The sequence below is a fragment of the Vibrio sp. B1Z05 genome (assembly GCF_052955985.1).
In genome coordinates this window covers 656,004-670,019 of record NZ_CP130463.1, presented here as the reverse complement: position 1 = coordinate 670,019, position 14,016 = coordinate 656,004, and the positions used below count along the sequence as shown (strand labels likewise).

12 protein-coding genes and 2 tRNA genes are annotated in these 14,016 nt (G+C 44.5%); 12 read left to right on the top strand and 2 right to left on the bottom strand.

Annotation, left to right across the window (positions count from 1 at the left end; translation table 11 throughout):
• Window positions 1–29 precede the first annotated feature (29 nt).
• Both QV280_RS03170 and QV280_RS03165 read left to right on the top strand, forming a co-directional pair.
• Window positions 30–104: transfer RNA gene (locus QV280_RS03170), tRNA-Gln, on the top strand.
• Between the two features lie 200 nt (window positions 105–304).
• Window positions 305–389: transfer RNA gene (locus QV280_RS03165), tRNA-Leu, on the top strand.
• Window positions 390–498: 109 nt separating this feature from the next.
• On the opposite strand, the gene QV280_RS03160 is transcribed toward QV280_RS03165, so the two are convergent.
• Window positions 499–1,656 (bottom strand): FAD-dependent oxidoreductase, encoded by a 1,158-nt coding sequence (locus tag QV280_RS03160; RefSeq protein ID WP_152821593.1) that lies wholly within the window; start codon window positions 1,654–1,656, stop codon window positions 499–501.
• Between the two features lie 329 nt (window positions 1,657–1,985).
• On the opposite strand from QV280_RS03160, the gene miaB reads away from it, so the two are divergent.
• The 5 genes from miaB to lnt all read left to right on the top strand — a co-directional run bounded on the left by miaB (window position 1,986) and on the right by lnt (window position 7,665).
• Complete coding sequence (miaB, locus tag QV280_RS03155; RefSeq protein ID WP_152821591.1) at window positions 1,986–3,410, top strand: tRNA (N6-isopentenyl adenosine(37)-C2)-methylthiotransferase MiaB; 1,425 nt, start codon at window positions 1,986–1,988, stop codon at window positions 3,408–3,410.
• Window positions 3,411–3,560: 150 nt separating this feature from the next.
• Window positions 3,561–4,667 carry a PhoH family protein gene (locus tag QV280_RS03150; RefSeq protein WP_152821589.1) on the top strand — a complete coding sequence of 369 codons (1,107 nt, stop codon included), beginning with the start codon at window positions 3,561–3,563 and terminating at the stop codon, window positions 4,665–4,667.
• Window positions 4,668–5,132, top strand: a complete 465-nt coding sequence (ybeY, locus tag QV280_RS03145; RefSeq protein WP_023405680.1) for an rRNA maturation RNase YbeY — start codon at window positions 4,668–4,670, stop codon at window positions 5,130–5,132. It begins immediately after the preceding gene.
• A 59-nt stretch (window positions 5,133–5,191) separates the two neighbouring features.
• Window positions 5,192–6,088, top strand: coding sequence for a CNNM family magnesium/cobalt transport protein CorC (corC, locus tag QV280_RS03140; RefSeq protein WP_152821587.1), 897 nt, complete (start codon window positions 5,192–5,194; stop codon window positions 6,086–6,088).
• A 53-nt stretch (window positions 6,089–6,141) separates the two neighbouring features.
• The gene (lnt, locus tag QV280_RS03135) at window positions 6,142–7,665 is read left to right on the top strand and encodes an apolipoprotein N-acyltransferase (RefSeq protein ID WP_172972826.1); all 1,524 of its coding nucleotides are present in this window, start codon (window positions 6,142–6,144) and stop codon (window positions 7,663–7,665) included.
• Between the two features lie 116 nt (window positions 7,666–7,781).
• Here lnt and QV280_RS03130 read toward each other — a convergent pair whose 3' ends face one another.
• A complete protein-coding gene (locus tag QV280_RS03130; protein ID WP_023405392.1) occupies window positions 7,782–8,252 on the bottom strand; it encodes a zinc ribbon-containing protein in 471 nt (156 codons plus the stop codon).
• Between the two features lie 445 nt (window positions 8,253–8,697).
• Between QV280_RS03130 and leuS the strand changes: the two genes are divergently transcribed.
• The 5 genes from leuS to rlmH all read left to right on the top strand — a co-directional run bounded on the left by leuS (window position 8,698) and on the right by rlmH (window position 14,014).
• Window positions 8,698–11,271, top strand: a complete 2,574-nt coding sequence (leuS, locus tag QV280_RS03125) for a leucine--tRNA ligase (RefSeq protein WP_023405391.1) — start codon at window positions 8,698–8,700, stop codon at window positions 11,269–11,271.
• Window positions 11,272–11,396: 125 nt separating this feature from the next.
• Window positions 11,397–12,152 (top strand): LPS-assembly lipoprotein LptE, encoded by a 756-nt coding sequence (locus tag QV280_RS03120; RefSeq protein WP_447026272.1) that lies wholly within the window; start codon window positions 11,397–11,399, stop codon window positions 12,150–12,152.
• A 9-nt stretch (window positions 12,153–12,161) separates the two neighbouring features.
• Entirely contained in the window at window positions 12,162–13,172 is a 1,011-nt protein-coding gene (gene holA / locus QV280_RS03115) for a DNA polymerase III subunit delta (protein WP_152821581.1), read from the top strand.
• Between the two features lie 50 nt (window positions 13,173–13,222).
• Window positions 13,223–13,540, top strand: coding sequence for a ribosome silencing factor (gene rsfS, locus QV280_RS03110; protein ID WP_152821578.1), 318 nt, complete (start codon window positions 13,223–13,225; stop codon window positions 13,538–13,540).
• A gap of 3 nt (window positions 13,541–13,543) precedes the next feature.
• Window positions 13,544–14,014: a 23S rRNA (pseudouridine(1915)-N(3))-methyltransferase RlmH gene (rlmH, locus tag QV280_RS03105; protein WP_021713981.1), complete on the top strand. Its 471-nt coding sequence runs from the start codon at window positions 13,544–13,546 to the stop codon at window positions 14,012–14,014.
• The last annotated feature ends 2 nt before the right edge of the window (window positions 14,015–14,016 follow it).

Here is a 14,016-nt window from a genome sequence, read left to right as displayed (position 1 = left end):
AAAGATATAGTTCTTAGAACTGTTTCTATTGGGCTATCGCCAAGCGGTAAGGCACCGGCTTTTGATGCCGGCATTCCCTGGTTCAAATCCAGGTAGCCCAGCCACATTACAAATGGGTGAGATAAAAGCACTTGATGCCTCGTTATTTCCCCAGGTTCAGCTCTAAGTAGCTCAGCCACATTACAAATGGGTGAGATAAAAGCATTTGATGCCTCGTTATTTTCCCTGGTTCAGCTCTAAGTAGCTCAGTCACATTACAACGTTATTGAGATTAACCAATCATCTCTCTAACTACAGATTTGATGCGGAAGTGGCGGAATTGGTAGACGCACCAGATTTAGGTTCTGGCGCCGCAAGGTGTGAGAGTTCAAGTCTCTCCTTCCGCACCATCATTCAAGAAACCCGTCTTTTAGGCGGGTTTTTTATTGCCTATAGAAAATGGACATTAAAAAGGCCGCCCCTTGCCAAGCGACCTTCACTTTCTTTAAAAACTAAGCTCTAAAGCCCTAACGCATACTTCAATGCTTGGTCTTTTATTGGCCCTGCACGATCAGCCAACTTTAATCCCATATTTCTCAATAGCTTTACAGGGCCTATGTTATTGCTAAACCCCAAGTAAAACGCATCCATCGCTGTTTGCATCAGTAAGTTATCGGTTCTTCTTAGTTTTTGATATCGCTTAAGGTTATCGAGTGAGTAATCACCCTCTTCTAACACCTCAAGTAAGCCCTGCACGTCTTTAAAGCCTAAATTAACGCCCTGCCCCGCTAAAGGGTTAATGGTATGCGCAGAATCTCCTACTAGCACCACAGACTCTTTACAGTAATGCTGTGCGTGACGACGTTTTAAGGGAAAAGAAGCAAAGTTATTCACACTGACTGTGCCAACACGCTCAGGGAAACACGCTTCTATTTCCAGTTTTAGGGCTTCGGGTGTCAGTTGGCTCAATTGTTTAATTCGTTTAGGGGAGTCATACCACACTAAACAACCTTGCCCTGCTCCCATAGGAAGATACGATCTTGGCCCTTGCGGAGTAAACCATTGCCAAGTGACGTCGGTATCAGCGCAATCTGTTTCTACGTTAATCAACATGCAGTCTTGACGATAATCCCACGCCGTCACGCCAATCCCTGCAATGTGCCTTACTTTTGAATTTGCCCCATCCGCGCCCACGACTAAACTGGTGCTAATCTGCTCGCCCGATGACAACTCAATTTGCTTACCCAGTTCACTTGTCTTCATATCCACTAAAGCGTCAGGGCAATAAAAGCTCACGTTAGAATAGGCCTGCAGCGCTTGCCAAATACCCAGTTGCAACACGCGATTTTCGACCATGTAACCTAGTAAAGGTAGCTGTAAGGACGATGCATCAAAGCGAGTTCGGCAGTTATCCAACTCCCAAGTTTCTAGCCCCATATAAGGGAAAACTCGCTTACTCTGAACATGTGACCACGCGCCTAGCTGCTGCAGTAGATCCACCGAGCTCTTTGATATTGCAGAGATTCGAATATCCAGTGCTTGTGATGCAGAAAATGGCTCAGGTTTATATCCCTCAACCACCGCAACTCGCTTACCTTGTTTTGCCAAGCCAAGAGCTGTTGCAGCCCCAACCATACCGCCACCTATCACAGCTACATCAAAATGCATTCGTGTCATCCTTTGCTGTATTACATCGTTCGCTATTACATCGTTCGCTAATCAAATGATTGTACTGAAAAGTGCTCGTTAATGCCTGCATCTGAGCTTAATTTGCCAGCCTATAAGTGCGTTTATTAATCACATTGTCCACATATTGATGAATAAGGTAGCAAAAGGCGGCTCAATACAAACAATGCCTTAACTGACAATGTACGGAATTTAAGCTTGAACCCTAGTCACAGCGTCATTTAGCCAGTACAATACGCGGCTTGCCATAACAGTAAGTGGCGAAATACTGAGCAACCTAGCCAGTATAAAAGTGATTAATTAACACGAGTGTGAATGCAATGAGTAAGAAACTTCTGATCAAAACCTGGGGCTGCCAGATGAACGAATATGATTCGTCAAAAATGGCTGACCTGCTTAATGCTGCTAATGGATTTGAGCTAACAGAAGATCCGAAAGAAGCGGATGTATTACTACTAAACACCTGCTCAATTCGTGAAAAAGCACAAGAAAAAGTGTTCCACCAGCTTGGCCGTTGGAAAACTTTAAAAGACAACAAACCTAACGTTGTGATTGGTGTGGGCGGCTGTGTAGCAACCCAAGAAGGCGATCATATCCGTCAACGCGCTCCTTATGTTGATGTGATTTTTGGCCCTCAAACCTTGCATCGTCTTCCTGAGATGATCAAACAATCACAAAGCAACGATGCTCCGGTTATGGATATTTCATTCCCAGAGATCGAAAAATTTGACCGTCTTCCAGAACCTCGCGCAGAAGGCGCAACCGCGTTCGTTTCTATCATGGAAGGCTGTTCTAAATACTGTACTTACTGCGTAGTGCCATACACTCGCGGTGAAGAAGTCAGTCGTCCAATGGATGACGTACTTTATGAAATCGCCCAACTAGCAGAGCAAGGCGTGCGTGAAGTTAACCTATTGGGTCAAAACGTAAACGCATACCGTGGACCAACATTTGACGGAGAAATCTGCTCCTTTGCTAACTTACTGCGTTTAGTGGCAAGCATTGATGGTATCGACCGTATTCGTTTTACCACTAGCCACCCACTTGAGTTTACTGACGACATTATTGCAGTCTACGAAGACACTCCTGAGCTTGTGAGCTTCCTACACTTGCCAGTTCAAAGCGGTTCAGACCGTATTTTGACTATGATGAAGCGTCCACATACGGCTATCGAATACAAATCAATTATTCGTAAGCTGCGTAAAGCTCGCCCTGATATTCAAATCAGCTCTGACTTTATCGTAGGCTTCCCTGGTGAGTCTGACCAAGACTTCCAAGCAACGATGAAGCTTATTCGCGACGTTGATTTTGATATGAGCTTTAGCTTTGTCTTCTCTCCACGCCCAGGTACACCTGCAGCGGATTACCCTTGCGATCTGACTGAGCAAGAGAAGAAAGAGCGTTTGTACGAGCTACAGCAAACCGTTAATGCTCAAGCAATGCGTTACTCTCGCCAAATGCTAGGCACAGAGCAACGTGTTCTCGTCGAAGGTCCTTCTAAGAAAGATCTTATGGAGCTTCGTGCACGTACCGAAAACAACCGCGTTGTTAACTTTGAAGGCAGTGCAGACCTAATTGGTCAATTCGTTGATGTGAAAATCACGGACGTATTTGCTAACTCTTTACGTGGTGAGCTCGTTCGCACAGAAGCGGAAATGGATCTTCGTAGCGCTGTCTCTCCAACAGAGATGATGACTAAGACTCGTAAAGAAGATGAGCTAGGTGTAGCGACCTTTACACCTTAGAGCAAGACTAAACGAAATAATCACCCTGATTCGAGTTTCGAGTTGATCAACTCAAAACAATGACAGATTTTTATTTCGGTTGGTAAAGCACTCAAGCTATACTAAAAGGGCCTATTTAGGCTCTTTTAGTTCAGCGAATGTGAGGCACAATTGAGCAATAAAATTGTTACCCTAGAGATCGATCTAGAACCAGTAAACAACCACCGTCTTTCTAGCCTTTGTGGCCCTTTTGATGACAACATCAAACATCTAGAACGTCGTCTTGGCGTTGAAATCAACTATCGTGGCAACCACTTTTCTATCGTCGGCCAGCCTCATACCGCCTCTGCGGCGCTTGATATCGTCAAAAGACTTTATGTTCAAACGGCACCTGTTCGCGGCAATATCCCTGATATTGAACCAGAGCAAATCCACCTTGAAGTAAAAGAAAGTGGCGTGTTGGAGCAAGCGGCCGAAGCCGAATTTGCCCACGGTAAAGAAGTGTTCATTAAAACGAAAAAAGGGGTGATTAAACCTCGCACGCCAAATCAGGCACAATATTTAATGAACATGGTCACTCACGACATCACCTTTGGTGTTGGCCCTGCCGGTACAGGTAAAACTTACCTAGCCGTTGCTGCAGCAGTAGATGCTCTTGAGCGTCAAGAAATTCGACGTATTTTGCTGACTCGCCCTGCGGTAGAAGCCGGTGAAAAACTGGGCTTCCTGCCAGGTGATTTAAGCCAAAAGGTCGACCCATACCTGCGCCCTCTTTACGATGCTTTATTTGAAATGCTCGGTTTTGAGCGTGTAGAAAAGCTGATTGAGCGTAATGTTATTGAAGTGGCACCACTGGCGTATATGCGTGGTCGTACATTAAATGATGCGTTTATTATCTTGGATGAAAGCCAAAACACCACCATTGAACAAATGAAGATGTTTTTGACCCGTATCGGCTTTAATTCTCGCGCCGTCATTACCGGAGATGTGACGCAAATCGATTTGCCTCGCGGGGCTAAATCAGGCCTGCGTCATGCTATCGAAGTGCTTTCGGATGTGAACGACATTAGCTTTAATTTCTTCATTGCCGATGATGTGGTTCGTCACCCTGTTGTGGCTCGCATTGTGAACGCCTATGAAAAATGGGAAGTTCAAGATCAAAAAGAGAAAAAGGCAATCGAACAACGTCGCCGCCAAGAGCGTGAAGAACGAGAAGCTAAACTCGTCGCTGAAGCGGCCGTTCATTCTCAGCAACAATCACAATTGGTAAATAAATAAATGGCCATTTATCTGGATCTACAATTGGCTGTCGAAGACGACAGTCAATTACCCTCAGAGCAAGATTTTCAATCTTGGCTCGAATACACGATTACCCAGTTTCAACCAGATGCTGAGCTAACCATCCGTATTGTCGAAGTGGAAGAAAGCCACCAGCTTAACCACGATTATCGTGGCAAAGATAAACCAACAAACGTGTTATCTTTCCCATTTGAAGCACCTCCAGAAGTTGAAATTAATTTGCTTGGAGATCTTGTCATTTGCAAGCAAGTGGTTGAAGATGAAGCTGTTCAACAGCAAAAGCCACTGCTTGCACACTGGGCTCATATGGCGGTACATGGTAGTTTGCACCTACTAGGCTACGACCATATCCAAGATGATGAAGCAGAGGAAATGGAGTCTTTAGAGACTGAAATTATGCAAGGATTGGGGTTTGAAGACCCTTATCTAGCAGAAAAAGAGTAACTTTTAGCTAAGTTACAGTGAGCTATTACACATCTGATAGCGCCAACCGTTGAGAGACAATGAACAGCGAAGACAATTCGCCCTCTAAAGAGGGTTCAAAGGAAAAATCAGAAGGTCCGAGTAGGAAATCCTTCTTTGAACGTCTAATCCATCTTTTTCAAGTGGATCCTAAAGACCGTCAAGAACTCGTCGATGTCATCCGTGACTCCGAAGAAAACGATCTGATCGATCATGACACTAGAGATATGCTCGAAGGTGTTATGGAAATATCTGAACAAAGAGTTCGAGATATTATGATCCCTCGTTCACAAATGGTGACCGTTGAACGCACCGATGATCTTGATACCTTAGTCAATCTTATTACTGACGCACAGCACTCACGCTACCCAGTAATCAGCGAAGACAAAGACCATGTTGAAGGCATTTTACTGGCTAAAGATCTATTGAAATATCTTGGATCTGACAGTGCACCTTTCGACATTGAGCAGGTTATCCGTACTGCGGTTGTTGTCCCTGAAAGTAAACGTGTTGACCGCTTACTCAAAGAATTCCGTGAAGAGCGCTATCATATGGCGATTGTAGTGGACGAATTTGGTGGCGTATCAGGATTACTGACTATCGAAGATATTCTTGAAGAGATAGTCGGTGAGATTGAAGATGAATTTGACGATGAAGAAGAGCTAGAAATCCGTCAGCTAAGTAAACACACTTTTGCTGTCAAAGCCCTGACTACTATCGAAGAATTCAATGATACCTTTGGCACTACCTTCAGCGATGAAGAAGTGGATACTGTAGGTGGCTTGATTATGACCCAATTTGGTCATTTACCAAGCCGAGGCGAAATTGTCGAAATCGATGAGTACACCTTTAAGGTTACTGCTGCTGACAACCGTCGTATTATTCAACTCCAGGTTACTGTCCCAGACAAAGTGTCTGAAAAAGATCACGGCGAATAATCGCCGACTCTTGGACAAGCTGTAACCTCTAGGGAACAGACTCAAATATTAAGATGAAATCATTGATGACTCATCGCCTAATGCGGCCGCTTGCGGCCGTTTTTGTTGGCGCTAGCACCACGCTTTCCTTTGCCCCTTATAACATGTGGCCTTTGGCATACATTAGCCCATTACTGCTGTTTTTATTACTCAGCGGTCAATCATGGCGCTACTCTGCCCTACTTAGCTATTTATGGGGACTTGGCCTTTTTGCCACAGGCATCAGTTGGGTTCACGTCAGCATAGATACCTTTGGCGGCATGCCAAAGATTGCCAGTGTATTCCTTATGAGTATGCTGGTCGGCTATTTGGCTATCTACTCAGCACTGTTCGGCGCACTATTTACTCGCCTTAAAGCCAACAAAAGTTGGTTTGGCGCGTTATTGGTGGCCCCTGCCCTTTGGCTGATTTGTGATTGGTTACGTGGTTGGGTCTTTACTGGTTTCCCATGGCTACTGTTAGGCTATAGCCAAATCGACGCACCGATTGCGGGGCTTGCGCCTATCGCCGGAGTTGATTTTGTTAGCATGATCATTGTTGCCATATCCAGCAGCGCGGCACTGGCCATTATCCGCAAAGACTGGAAACAGCTATGGGTGCCAGTGGCATTATTTGCAGTTTGTACTCTGAGTTATTTTGCGCATTGGGTCACTCCTGATAACAGCCGCACACAAACCGTGGCGCTTATCCAAGGCAATGTTCAGCAAGAAACTAAATGGCTTCCTAGTCATCGCTGGCCAACCATCATGATGTATATGGATCATACCCGTCAAAACTGGGATGCCGATATTATCATTTGGCCAGAAGCGGCAATTCCTGCTTTTGAAGGGGAAGTGACTGAGTTTATGAAGAGCCTAGATAAAGCCGCGCGCATGAATGATTCGGCGGTAATTACTGGGGTGTTAACTCAAGAAGGTCAGCAAACCTATTACAACAGTGTCACCACCTTAGGCGTAACCCCATCTGGTGATTATGACTACGTGACTCAGCCACACTACTACAAGCACCACTTGTTGCCGTTTGGTGAGTTTGTACCTTTTGAAGATTTGCTAAGACCACTGGCACCGTTTTTTAATCTGCCAATGTCTTCTTTTAATCGTGGCGATTACATTCAAAATAATATCGTAGCGCATGGTGCACATATGGTGGTTGCGCTGTGTTATGAAATCATCTTTGGTCAGCAGCTGCGAGACAACATCACCAATGATACGGATTACATCCTAACTCTATCAAATGACGCTTGGTTTGGTGACTCTATTGGCCCACTGCAACATATGGCAATAGCGCGTATGAGAGCCCTAGAATTTGGCATGCCAGTCATTCGCTCGACCAACAATGGCGTGACTGCAGTTGTGAATTACAAAGGCAAGATAACCGCTGAGCTTCCGCAGTTTAAAGAAGACGTATTGCGCACTAGCGTCGTGCCAACAAATGGCAAAACGCCATATGTTCTATTTGGTGGTCTACCACTGAAAGTATTGGTATTAGTGATTATGCTGATTGCACTATTTAGAATGAAACGCAGTAAGTTGAAATAGCGGCAATCCAAGTAAGAACAGGGTTAAAAATAAAGGCTAAGTGGTATGATCCGCTTAGCCTTTTTAATTTGAAATGCTGACCTAGCACTTAGTACTTAGCACTTAAACACTCGAATCTAAGGTTTTAGAGGCAAACGAGTGAACTCATCGTGCCCACACTGAGTACATGCAATAATTTCAGTGGGGTGATTGTAAGTTGTTTTATGCCCGCATTTTTCACACACAAGCACACCAAGTCCAATCAACTCACCGCTTTTGTACACACCTTGATGATCCAAGTCTTTAAAGAACTCGACCCACTCAACTTTGGTTTTATCGGTAATATCTGAAAGCGATTGCCAAAGAGTATTGGCGATGGTGAGATAAAAAGGCCCTGATTTACTTTTTTCAAAGCTGTTGGCAAATTCTTGCAAATCCGATTTCACATAGGCAGAAACAAGTGCCAGTTCGTCTTTTGTCATGTCATTGGCCGCTTCCACAACTTTCTCTGAAGTGGCAATCACGTTGTTAATTTCTTCTGGGCTATTTTTTAGAGATTCAACAACGTTCGACAATAACTTTTCATATCCTGATTGGCGTTTTGGCATACCAACTCCTTTTCTATGACGATCTAATGACAATAGATAACCACTAAAAATACCTTTTGAATACCATTATTTTAGTCTCTGTAGATTCAGACAAAGGTCGTGCCACTCACAATTTTCAAAAATAAACGGCTATGTCATTATTATTTAAAACAATTTACAAAAAAGGTTCTCGCATAGCATCGTCAAGTTATCTGTGAAATCCACGCTCAGTTATTCTCTATAACTTTTCATTGGGCTGCCTGCTCTTTTAACAGAACTTAACCTAACGTCTATTTCAGCGACTAAAATTGTCATTACAGTCAGTCATCGAGACGCATAAACGCAAATATCCTCGTTTAAAGCTAGCTTTGTGGTTGTTGCTTTTAGCTGCATTAGGTATTCTAAGCGGATCTCTAATGAACTGATTTAATCGTTCTAATAGTTTCCTAGAAAACGGATAGCGTCCATGCAAGAACAATACAACCCGCAAGATATTGAACAGAAAGTTCAACAGCACTGGGACAGCAACAAAACGTTTGTTGTAACTGAAGACTCAAGCAAAGAAAAATTTTACTGTCTTTCAATGTTCCCTTACCCAAGTGGTCGTCTCCACATGGGCCATGTGCGCAACTACACCATTGGTGATGTAGTATCTCGTTTCCAACGCCTGCAAGGTAAAAACGTGATGCAGCCGATTGGTTGGGATGCTTTTGGTCTACCAGCAGAAAACGCTGCTGTTAAGAACAACACAGCTCCAGCACCATGGACTTACGAAAACATTGAGTACATGAAAAACCAACTTAAGCTACTTGGCTTTGGTTATGACTGGAACCGTGAATTTGCCACTTGTACTCCAGAATACTACCGCTGGGAACAAGAGTTCTTCACTAAGCTGTACGAAAAAGGCCTAGTGTACAAAAAGACTTCATCTGTTAACTGGTGTCCAAACGATAAAACTGTTCTAGCAAACGAACAAGTTGAAGACGGCTGCTGCTGGCGTTGTGACACCCCTGTTGAACAGAAAAAAATCCCACAATGGTTTATTAAAATCACTGAGTACGCACAAGAGCTACTTGATGATCTAGACAACCTTGACGGTTGGCCTGACATGGTAAAAACCATGCAACGCAACTGGATTGGTCGCTCTGAAGGTGTTGAACTTAAATTTGAAGTTAAAGGTCAACAAGACTTAGAAGTGTACACCACTCGTCCTGACACTCTTATGGGTGTAACGTACGTGGGCATCGCAGCAGGTCACCCTCTGGCTGATATCGCCGCTCAAACTAACCCTGAGCTTGCGGCTTTCATTGATGAGTGTCGCAACACGAAAGTAGCCGAAGCTGAACTGGCGACAATGGAGAAGAAAGGTATGGCGACAGGCCTTACTGCTATTCACCCATTGAACGGCCGTGAAGTTCCAGTTTACGTGGCTAACTTCGTACTGATGGATTACGGCACAGGCGCTGTAATGGCAGTTCCTGCACACGATCAACGTGACTACGAATTTGCTACTAAATACGGCCTAGACATCATCCCTGTGATCAAACCAGCCGATGGTTCTGAGCTTAATGTCTCTGAAGAAGCTTACACTGAAAAAGGTGTACTGTTTGATTCAGGCGAATTTGACGGTCTTGAATTCCAAGCCGCGTTTGATGCTATCGCAGCCAAACTAGAGTCAGAAGGTAAAGGCACTAAAACCGTTAACTTCCGTCTACGTGACTGGGGCGTATCTCGTCAACGTTACTGGGGTGCGCCAATCCCAATGGTCACTACACAAGACGGTGAAGTTCACCCAGTTCCTGCTGATCAACTGCCAGTTATCCTGCCAGAAGATGTAGTAATGGACGGCGTAACTAGCCCAATTAAAGCCGATTTAGAATGGGCTAAAACCACATTCAATGGCGAACCTGCACTGCGTGAAACGGATACTTTTGATACCTTCATGGAATCATCTTGGTATTACGCGCGTTACTGTTCACCACAAGCTGACGATATTCTAGATCCAGAAAAAGCCAACTACTGGCTACCTGTTGATCAATACGTTGGTGGTATCGAACACGCTTGTATGCACCTATTGTACTCGCGCTTCTTCCACAAACTATTGCGTGATGCGGGCTACGTCACTTCAGACGAACCGTTCAAGCAACTGCTTTGTCAAGGTATGGTACTAGCAGATGCTTTCTACCACACTAATGAAAAAGGCACTAAAGAGTGGATCGCACCCACTGATGTGACTGTTGAACGTGACGGTAAAGGCCGCATTGAAAAAGCTGTAGATACCCAAGGCCGCGACGTTGAACACTCAGGCATGATCAAAATGTCTAAGTCGAAAAACAACGGTATCGACCCACAAGAGATGGTCAACAAATACGGCGCAGATACAGTACGTCTATTCATGATGTTTGCCTCTCCTGCTGACATGACTCTTGAGTGGCAAGAATCTGGCGTTGAAGGGGCTAACCGCTTCTTGAAGCGTGTTTGGAAACTGGTCCGTGAGCACTCTGCACAAGGCGCAGCCGAAGCAGTAGATGCTAAAGCGCTTTCTTCTGAGCAAAAAGCACTGCGTCGTGACGTACACAAAACCATTGCTAAAGTGACCGATGACGTTGCACGTCGTCAAACCTTCAACACAGCGATTGCCGCTATCATGGAACTGATGAACAAACTGGCGAAAGCGCCACAAGCATCAGCTCAAGATCGCGCCATCCTAGACGAAGCACTTAAAGCGGTTGTGACTATGCTTTACCCAATCACTCCGCACATCAGCTTTGAAATGTGGACAGCATTAGGTGGCAGCGACATCGATCACGCGCAATGGCCAACCTTTGATGAAAAAGCGTTAGTAGAAGACGAAAAACTTATCGTTGTTCAAGTAAACGGTAAACTTCGCGCCAAACTAACCGTTGCTGCAGACGCATCAAAAGAGCAAGTTGAAGAACTGGGTCTAAACGATGAAAACGTGGTTAAATTCATTGAAGATAAAACTGTGCGTAAAGTGATCTACGTACCAGGTAAGTTGCTGAATATTGTAGCAAACTAATCTAACCTTAGTGTGAGGGCGAAAAATTTCGCCTTCACACTTCGTTTTTTATAGTGCTTTTTAACTCACTTTTTATTTAGAGAAGCACCATAAAAACCGAACTTCCTGTAGAGAGTATTCTTTTGATTCAAATTGCACGCCTACCCTATTTACGTCTCACTATTGCTCTACTGTTTGCATCACTACTCAGTGGGTGTGGTTTTCATTTACGTGGCAATTACCTAGTTCCTGAAGAAGTAGGCTCGATGTCCCTTACCAGTTACGATGATTATTCTCGATTAACCCGAGATGTCACCACTGAGCTCAGAAACAACGACATTGATCTTGTGACTCCTGCGGCTAATGTCACTAACCTGCACCTGTTATCAGAAAGCATCAGTGATCGCACACTTTCTCTCTATCAAAACAGCCGCGCGGCCGAAAAAGAGATCAAACTGGTGGTCACTTACCGAGTTATCGTACCTGAAGTTTATTCTCGAACCTTTACTACTCAAGTAAGCCGCAGCTATCTAGATAACCCACTCACCGCTTTGGCGAAGTCGGTAGAGCAAGAAATGCTAGAAAATGAAATGCGTAAGCAAGCCTCTCGACAAATCATTCGACAGCTAGCACGTCTGCGTAATAGCCTTGATAATGAAGATTCACAACAACTAGAAGTGAATGAAGAAGGTATGGTCGTTGACCCTTCTTTGCAGAAAAAAGATCAAATTTCATTAGAAGCTGAATTTGAAAAATCTGATCCTGCACCGGTTAAACCGCAAGCAAGCGCAACTGACGAAAGTGAAACGGATGATTCCTCTTCAACTACTGAGAGTGACACAACAGAAACAGCAACCACGGATACGACAACCACAGAGGCTGAAACGCCTGCTGCGGAGTAGACAGTTATCATGCGTATCTTTGCTGACAAACTAGAGAACACTTTACAAAGAGAGTTACACCCTGTGTATCTTGTGTTTGGTGGTGAAGCTCTTTTAGTGCAAGAGTCTCAAAATCAAATCGAACAAAGTGCCAAAGCACAAGGTTTTAGTGAAACCTTCCGCTTTGCCATTAGCGCGCAAACCGATTGGAATGAGATCTTTAATGCCTGTAACTCAATGAGTCTTTTTGCTGAAAAAAAGATCCTGCAACTCGAGTTACCAGAATCAGGCACCAATCAAACCATCAGTAAAGAGTTGCTGAATTTACAGCAAATGCTCAACCCTGACGTAATATTGATTGTCATCGGAAGCAAGCTCACCAAAGCGCAAGAAAACACCAAGTGGTTCAAAGCACTCAATGCGAACGGCTTATGGGTCAGTTGCTTAACCCCTGATGCACAACGTTTACCGCAATTTGTTATGCAGCGCTGCCGTAAATTAGGGCTAAAACCCGACGCAGAAGCGGTGCAAATGCTGGCGCAATGGCATGAAGGGAACCTTTTAGCCCTAAGTCAGAGCTTAGAGAAGCTTTGTTTACTCTATCCTGACGGAGTCTTGACGCTAATTCGTATAGAATCAGCCCTGAGTAGACATAACCACTTTACGGCGTTTAACTGGATTGACGCTATGCTTGAAGGAAAAGCCAAGCGTAGCCAGCGTATTTTGCGTGAATTGCACGGTGAAGGTATCGAAGCGGTTATCTTACTGCGCACATTGCAAAAAGAGCTCAATACTTTAATGAGCTACAAGCAACAATTGAATCAAAAAAGTTTACAGCAAGTATTTGACCAATATCGCGTTTGGAACAACAAGCGCCCACTGTATACCGCAGCGCTTAATCGCCATACTGCACGCTCTTTGTATTCGATGGTCTGCACTCTAGCAGAAGCCGAGTACACAGCAAAAACCGATTATGACACCAGCGTATGGCCAATGCTGACCCAATTAACACTCGACATGAGTATGTCGCAAAACGCTTAAGATCAACGCGATATACTTTCCACCTATGACAATTTGATAAGGAGCCTGCATTGCAAGGCAAGGAATTAAAAGACTTTTTGGCTGATAAAGCAGACGATATAAAAGCACAACAAATCGTAACCCTAGACGTTCAAGGAAAATCTAGCGTGACCGATTACATGATTATCTGCACAGGCACCTCTAAGCGCCACGTTTCCTCCATTGCAGAGCATGTTGCCAGTGAAGCGAAAAAGATCGGCGTCGAACCTTTAGGTATGGATGGTGAACTTGAAGGCGAATGGGTTGTCGTAGATATGGGATCTACCATGATTCATGTGATGCAAGAAGAACACCGCGAACTTTATCAACTAGAAAAACTTTGGGGTTAATCTGTGAAAATCCAACTCGTTGCCGTTGGCACTAAAATGCCAAAATGGGTAGAAGAAGGCTTTAATGAGTACAAGCGTCGTTTTCCCAACGATATGCCTCTGGAACTGATTGAGATCACTGCTGGTAAACGAGGTAAAAACGCTGACATTGCGCGCATCTTACAAAAAGAAGGCGAAGCCATGTTGGCGGCAGTACCTAAAGGAAACCGAATTGTGACCTTAGATATTCCAGGCAAACCTTGGGATACTCCGCAACTCGCACAACAGTTGGAGCGTTGGAAACTCGATGCTCGTGATGTTTCTATTCTTATCGGTGGGCCAGAAGGTTTAGCACCAGCGTGTAAAGCAGCCGCAGAACAAAGTTGGTCACTTTCCCCTTTAACACTCCCTCACCCTCTGGTGCGAGTGGTAATGGCCGAAAGCCTATACCGAGCTTGGAGCGTTAACGCGAACCACCCTTATCATCGTGAGTAATC

Coding starts and splice junctions, on each gene's coding strand:
- QV280_RS03130 (WP_023405392.1), bottom strand. CDS start 8,252: ATGCCAAAACGCCAATCAGGATATGAAAAGTTATTGTCGAACGTTGTT.
- miaB (WP_152821591.1), top strand. CDS start 1,986: ATGAGTAAGAAACTTCTGATCAAAACCTGGGGCTGCCAGATGAACGAA.
- holA (WP_152821581.1), top strand. CDS start 12,162: ATGCGTATCTTTGCTGACAAACTAGAGAACACTTTACAAAGAGAGTTA.
- ybeY (WP_023405680.1), top strand. CDS start 4,668: ATGGCCATTTATCTGGATCTACAATTGGCTGTCGAAGACGACAGTCAA.
- QV280_RS03160 (WP_152821593.1), bottom strand. CDS start 1,656: ATGACACGAATGCATTTTGATGTAGCTGTGATAGGTGGCGGTATGGTT.
- lnt (WP_172972826.1), top strand. CDS start 6,142: ATGAAATCATTGATGACTCATCGCCTAATGCGGCCGCTTGCGGCCGTT.
- corC (WP_152821587.1), top strand. CDS start 5,192: ATGAACAGCGAAGACAATTCGCCCTCTAAAGAGGGTTCAAAGGAAAAA.
- leuS (WP_023405391.1), top strand. CDS start 8,698: ATGCAAGAACAATACAACCCGCAAGATATTGAACAGAAAGTTCAACAG.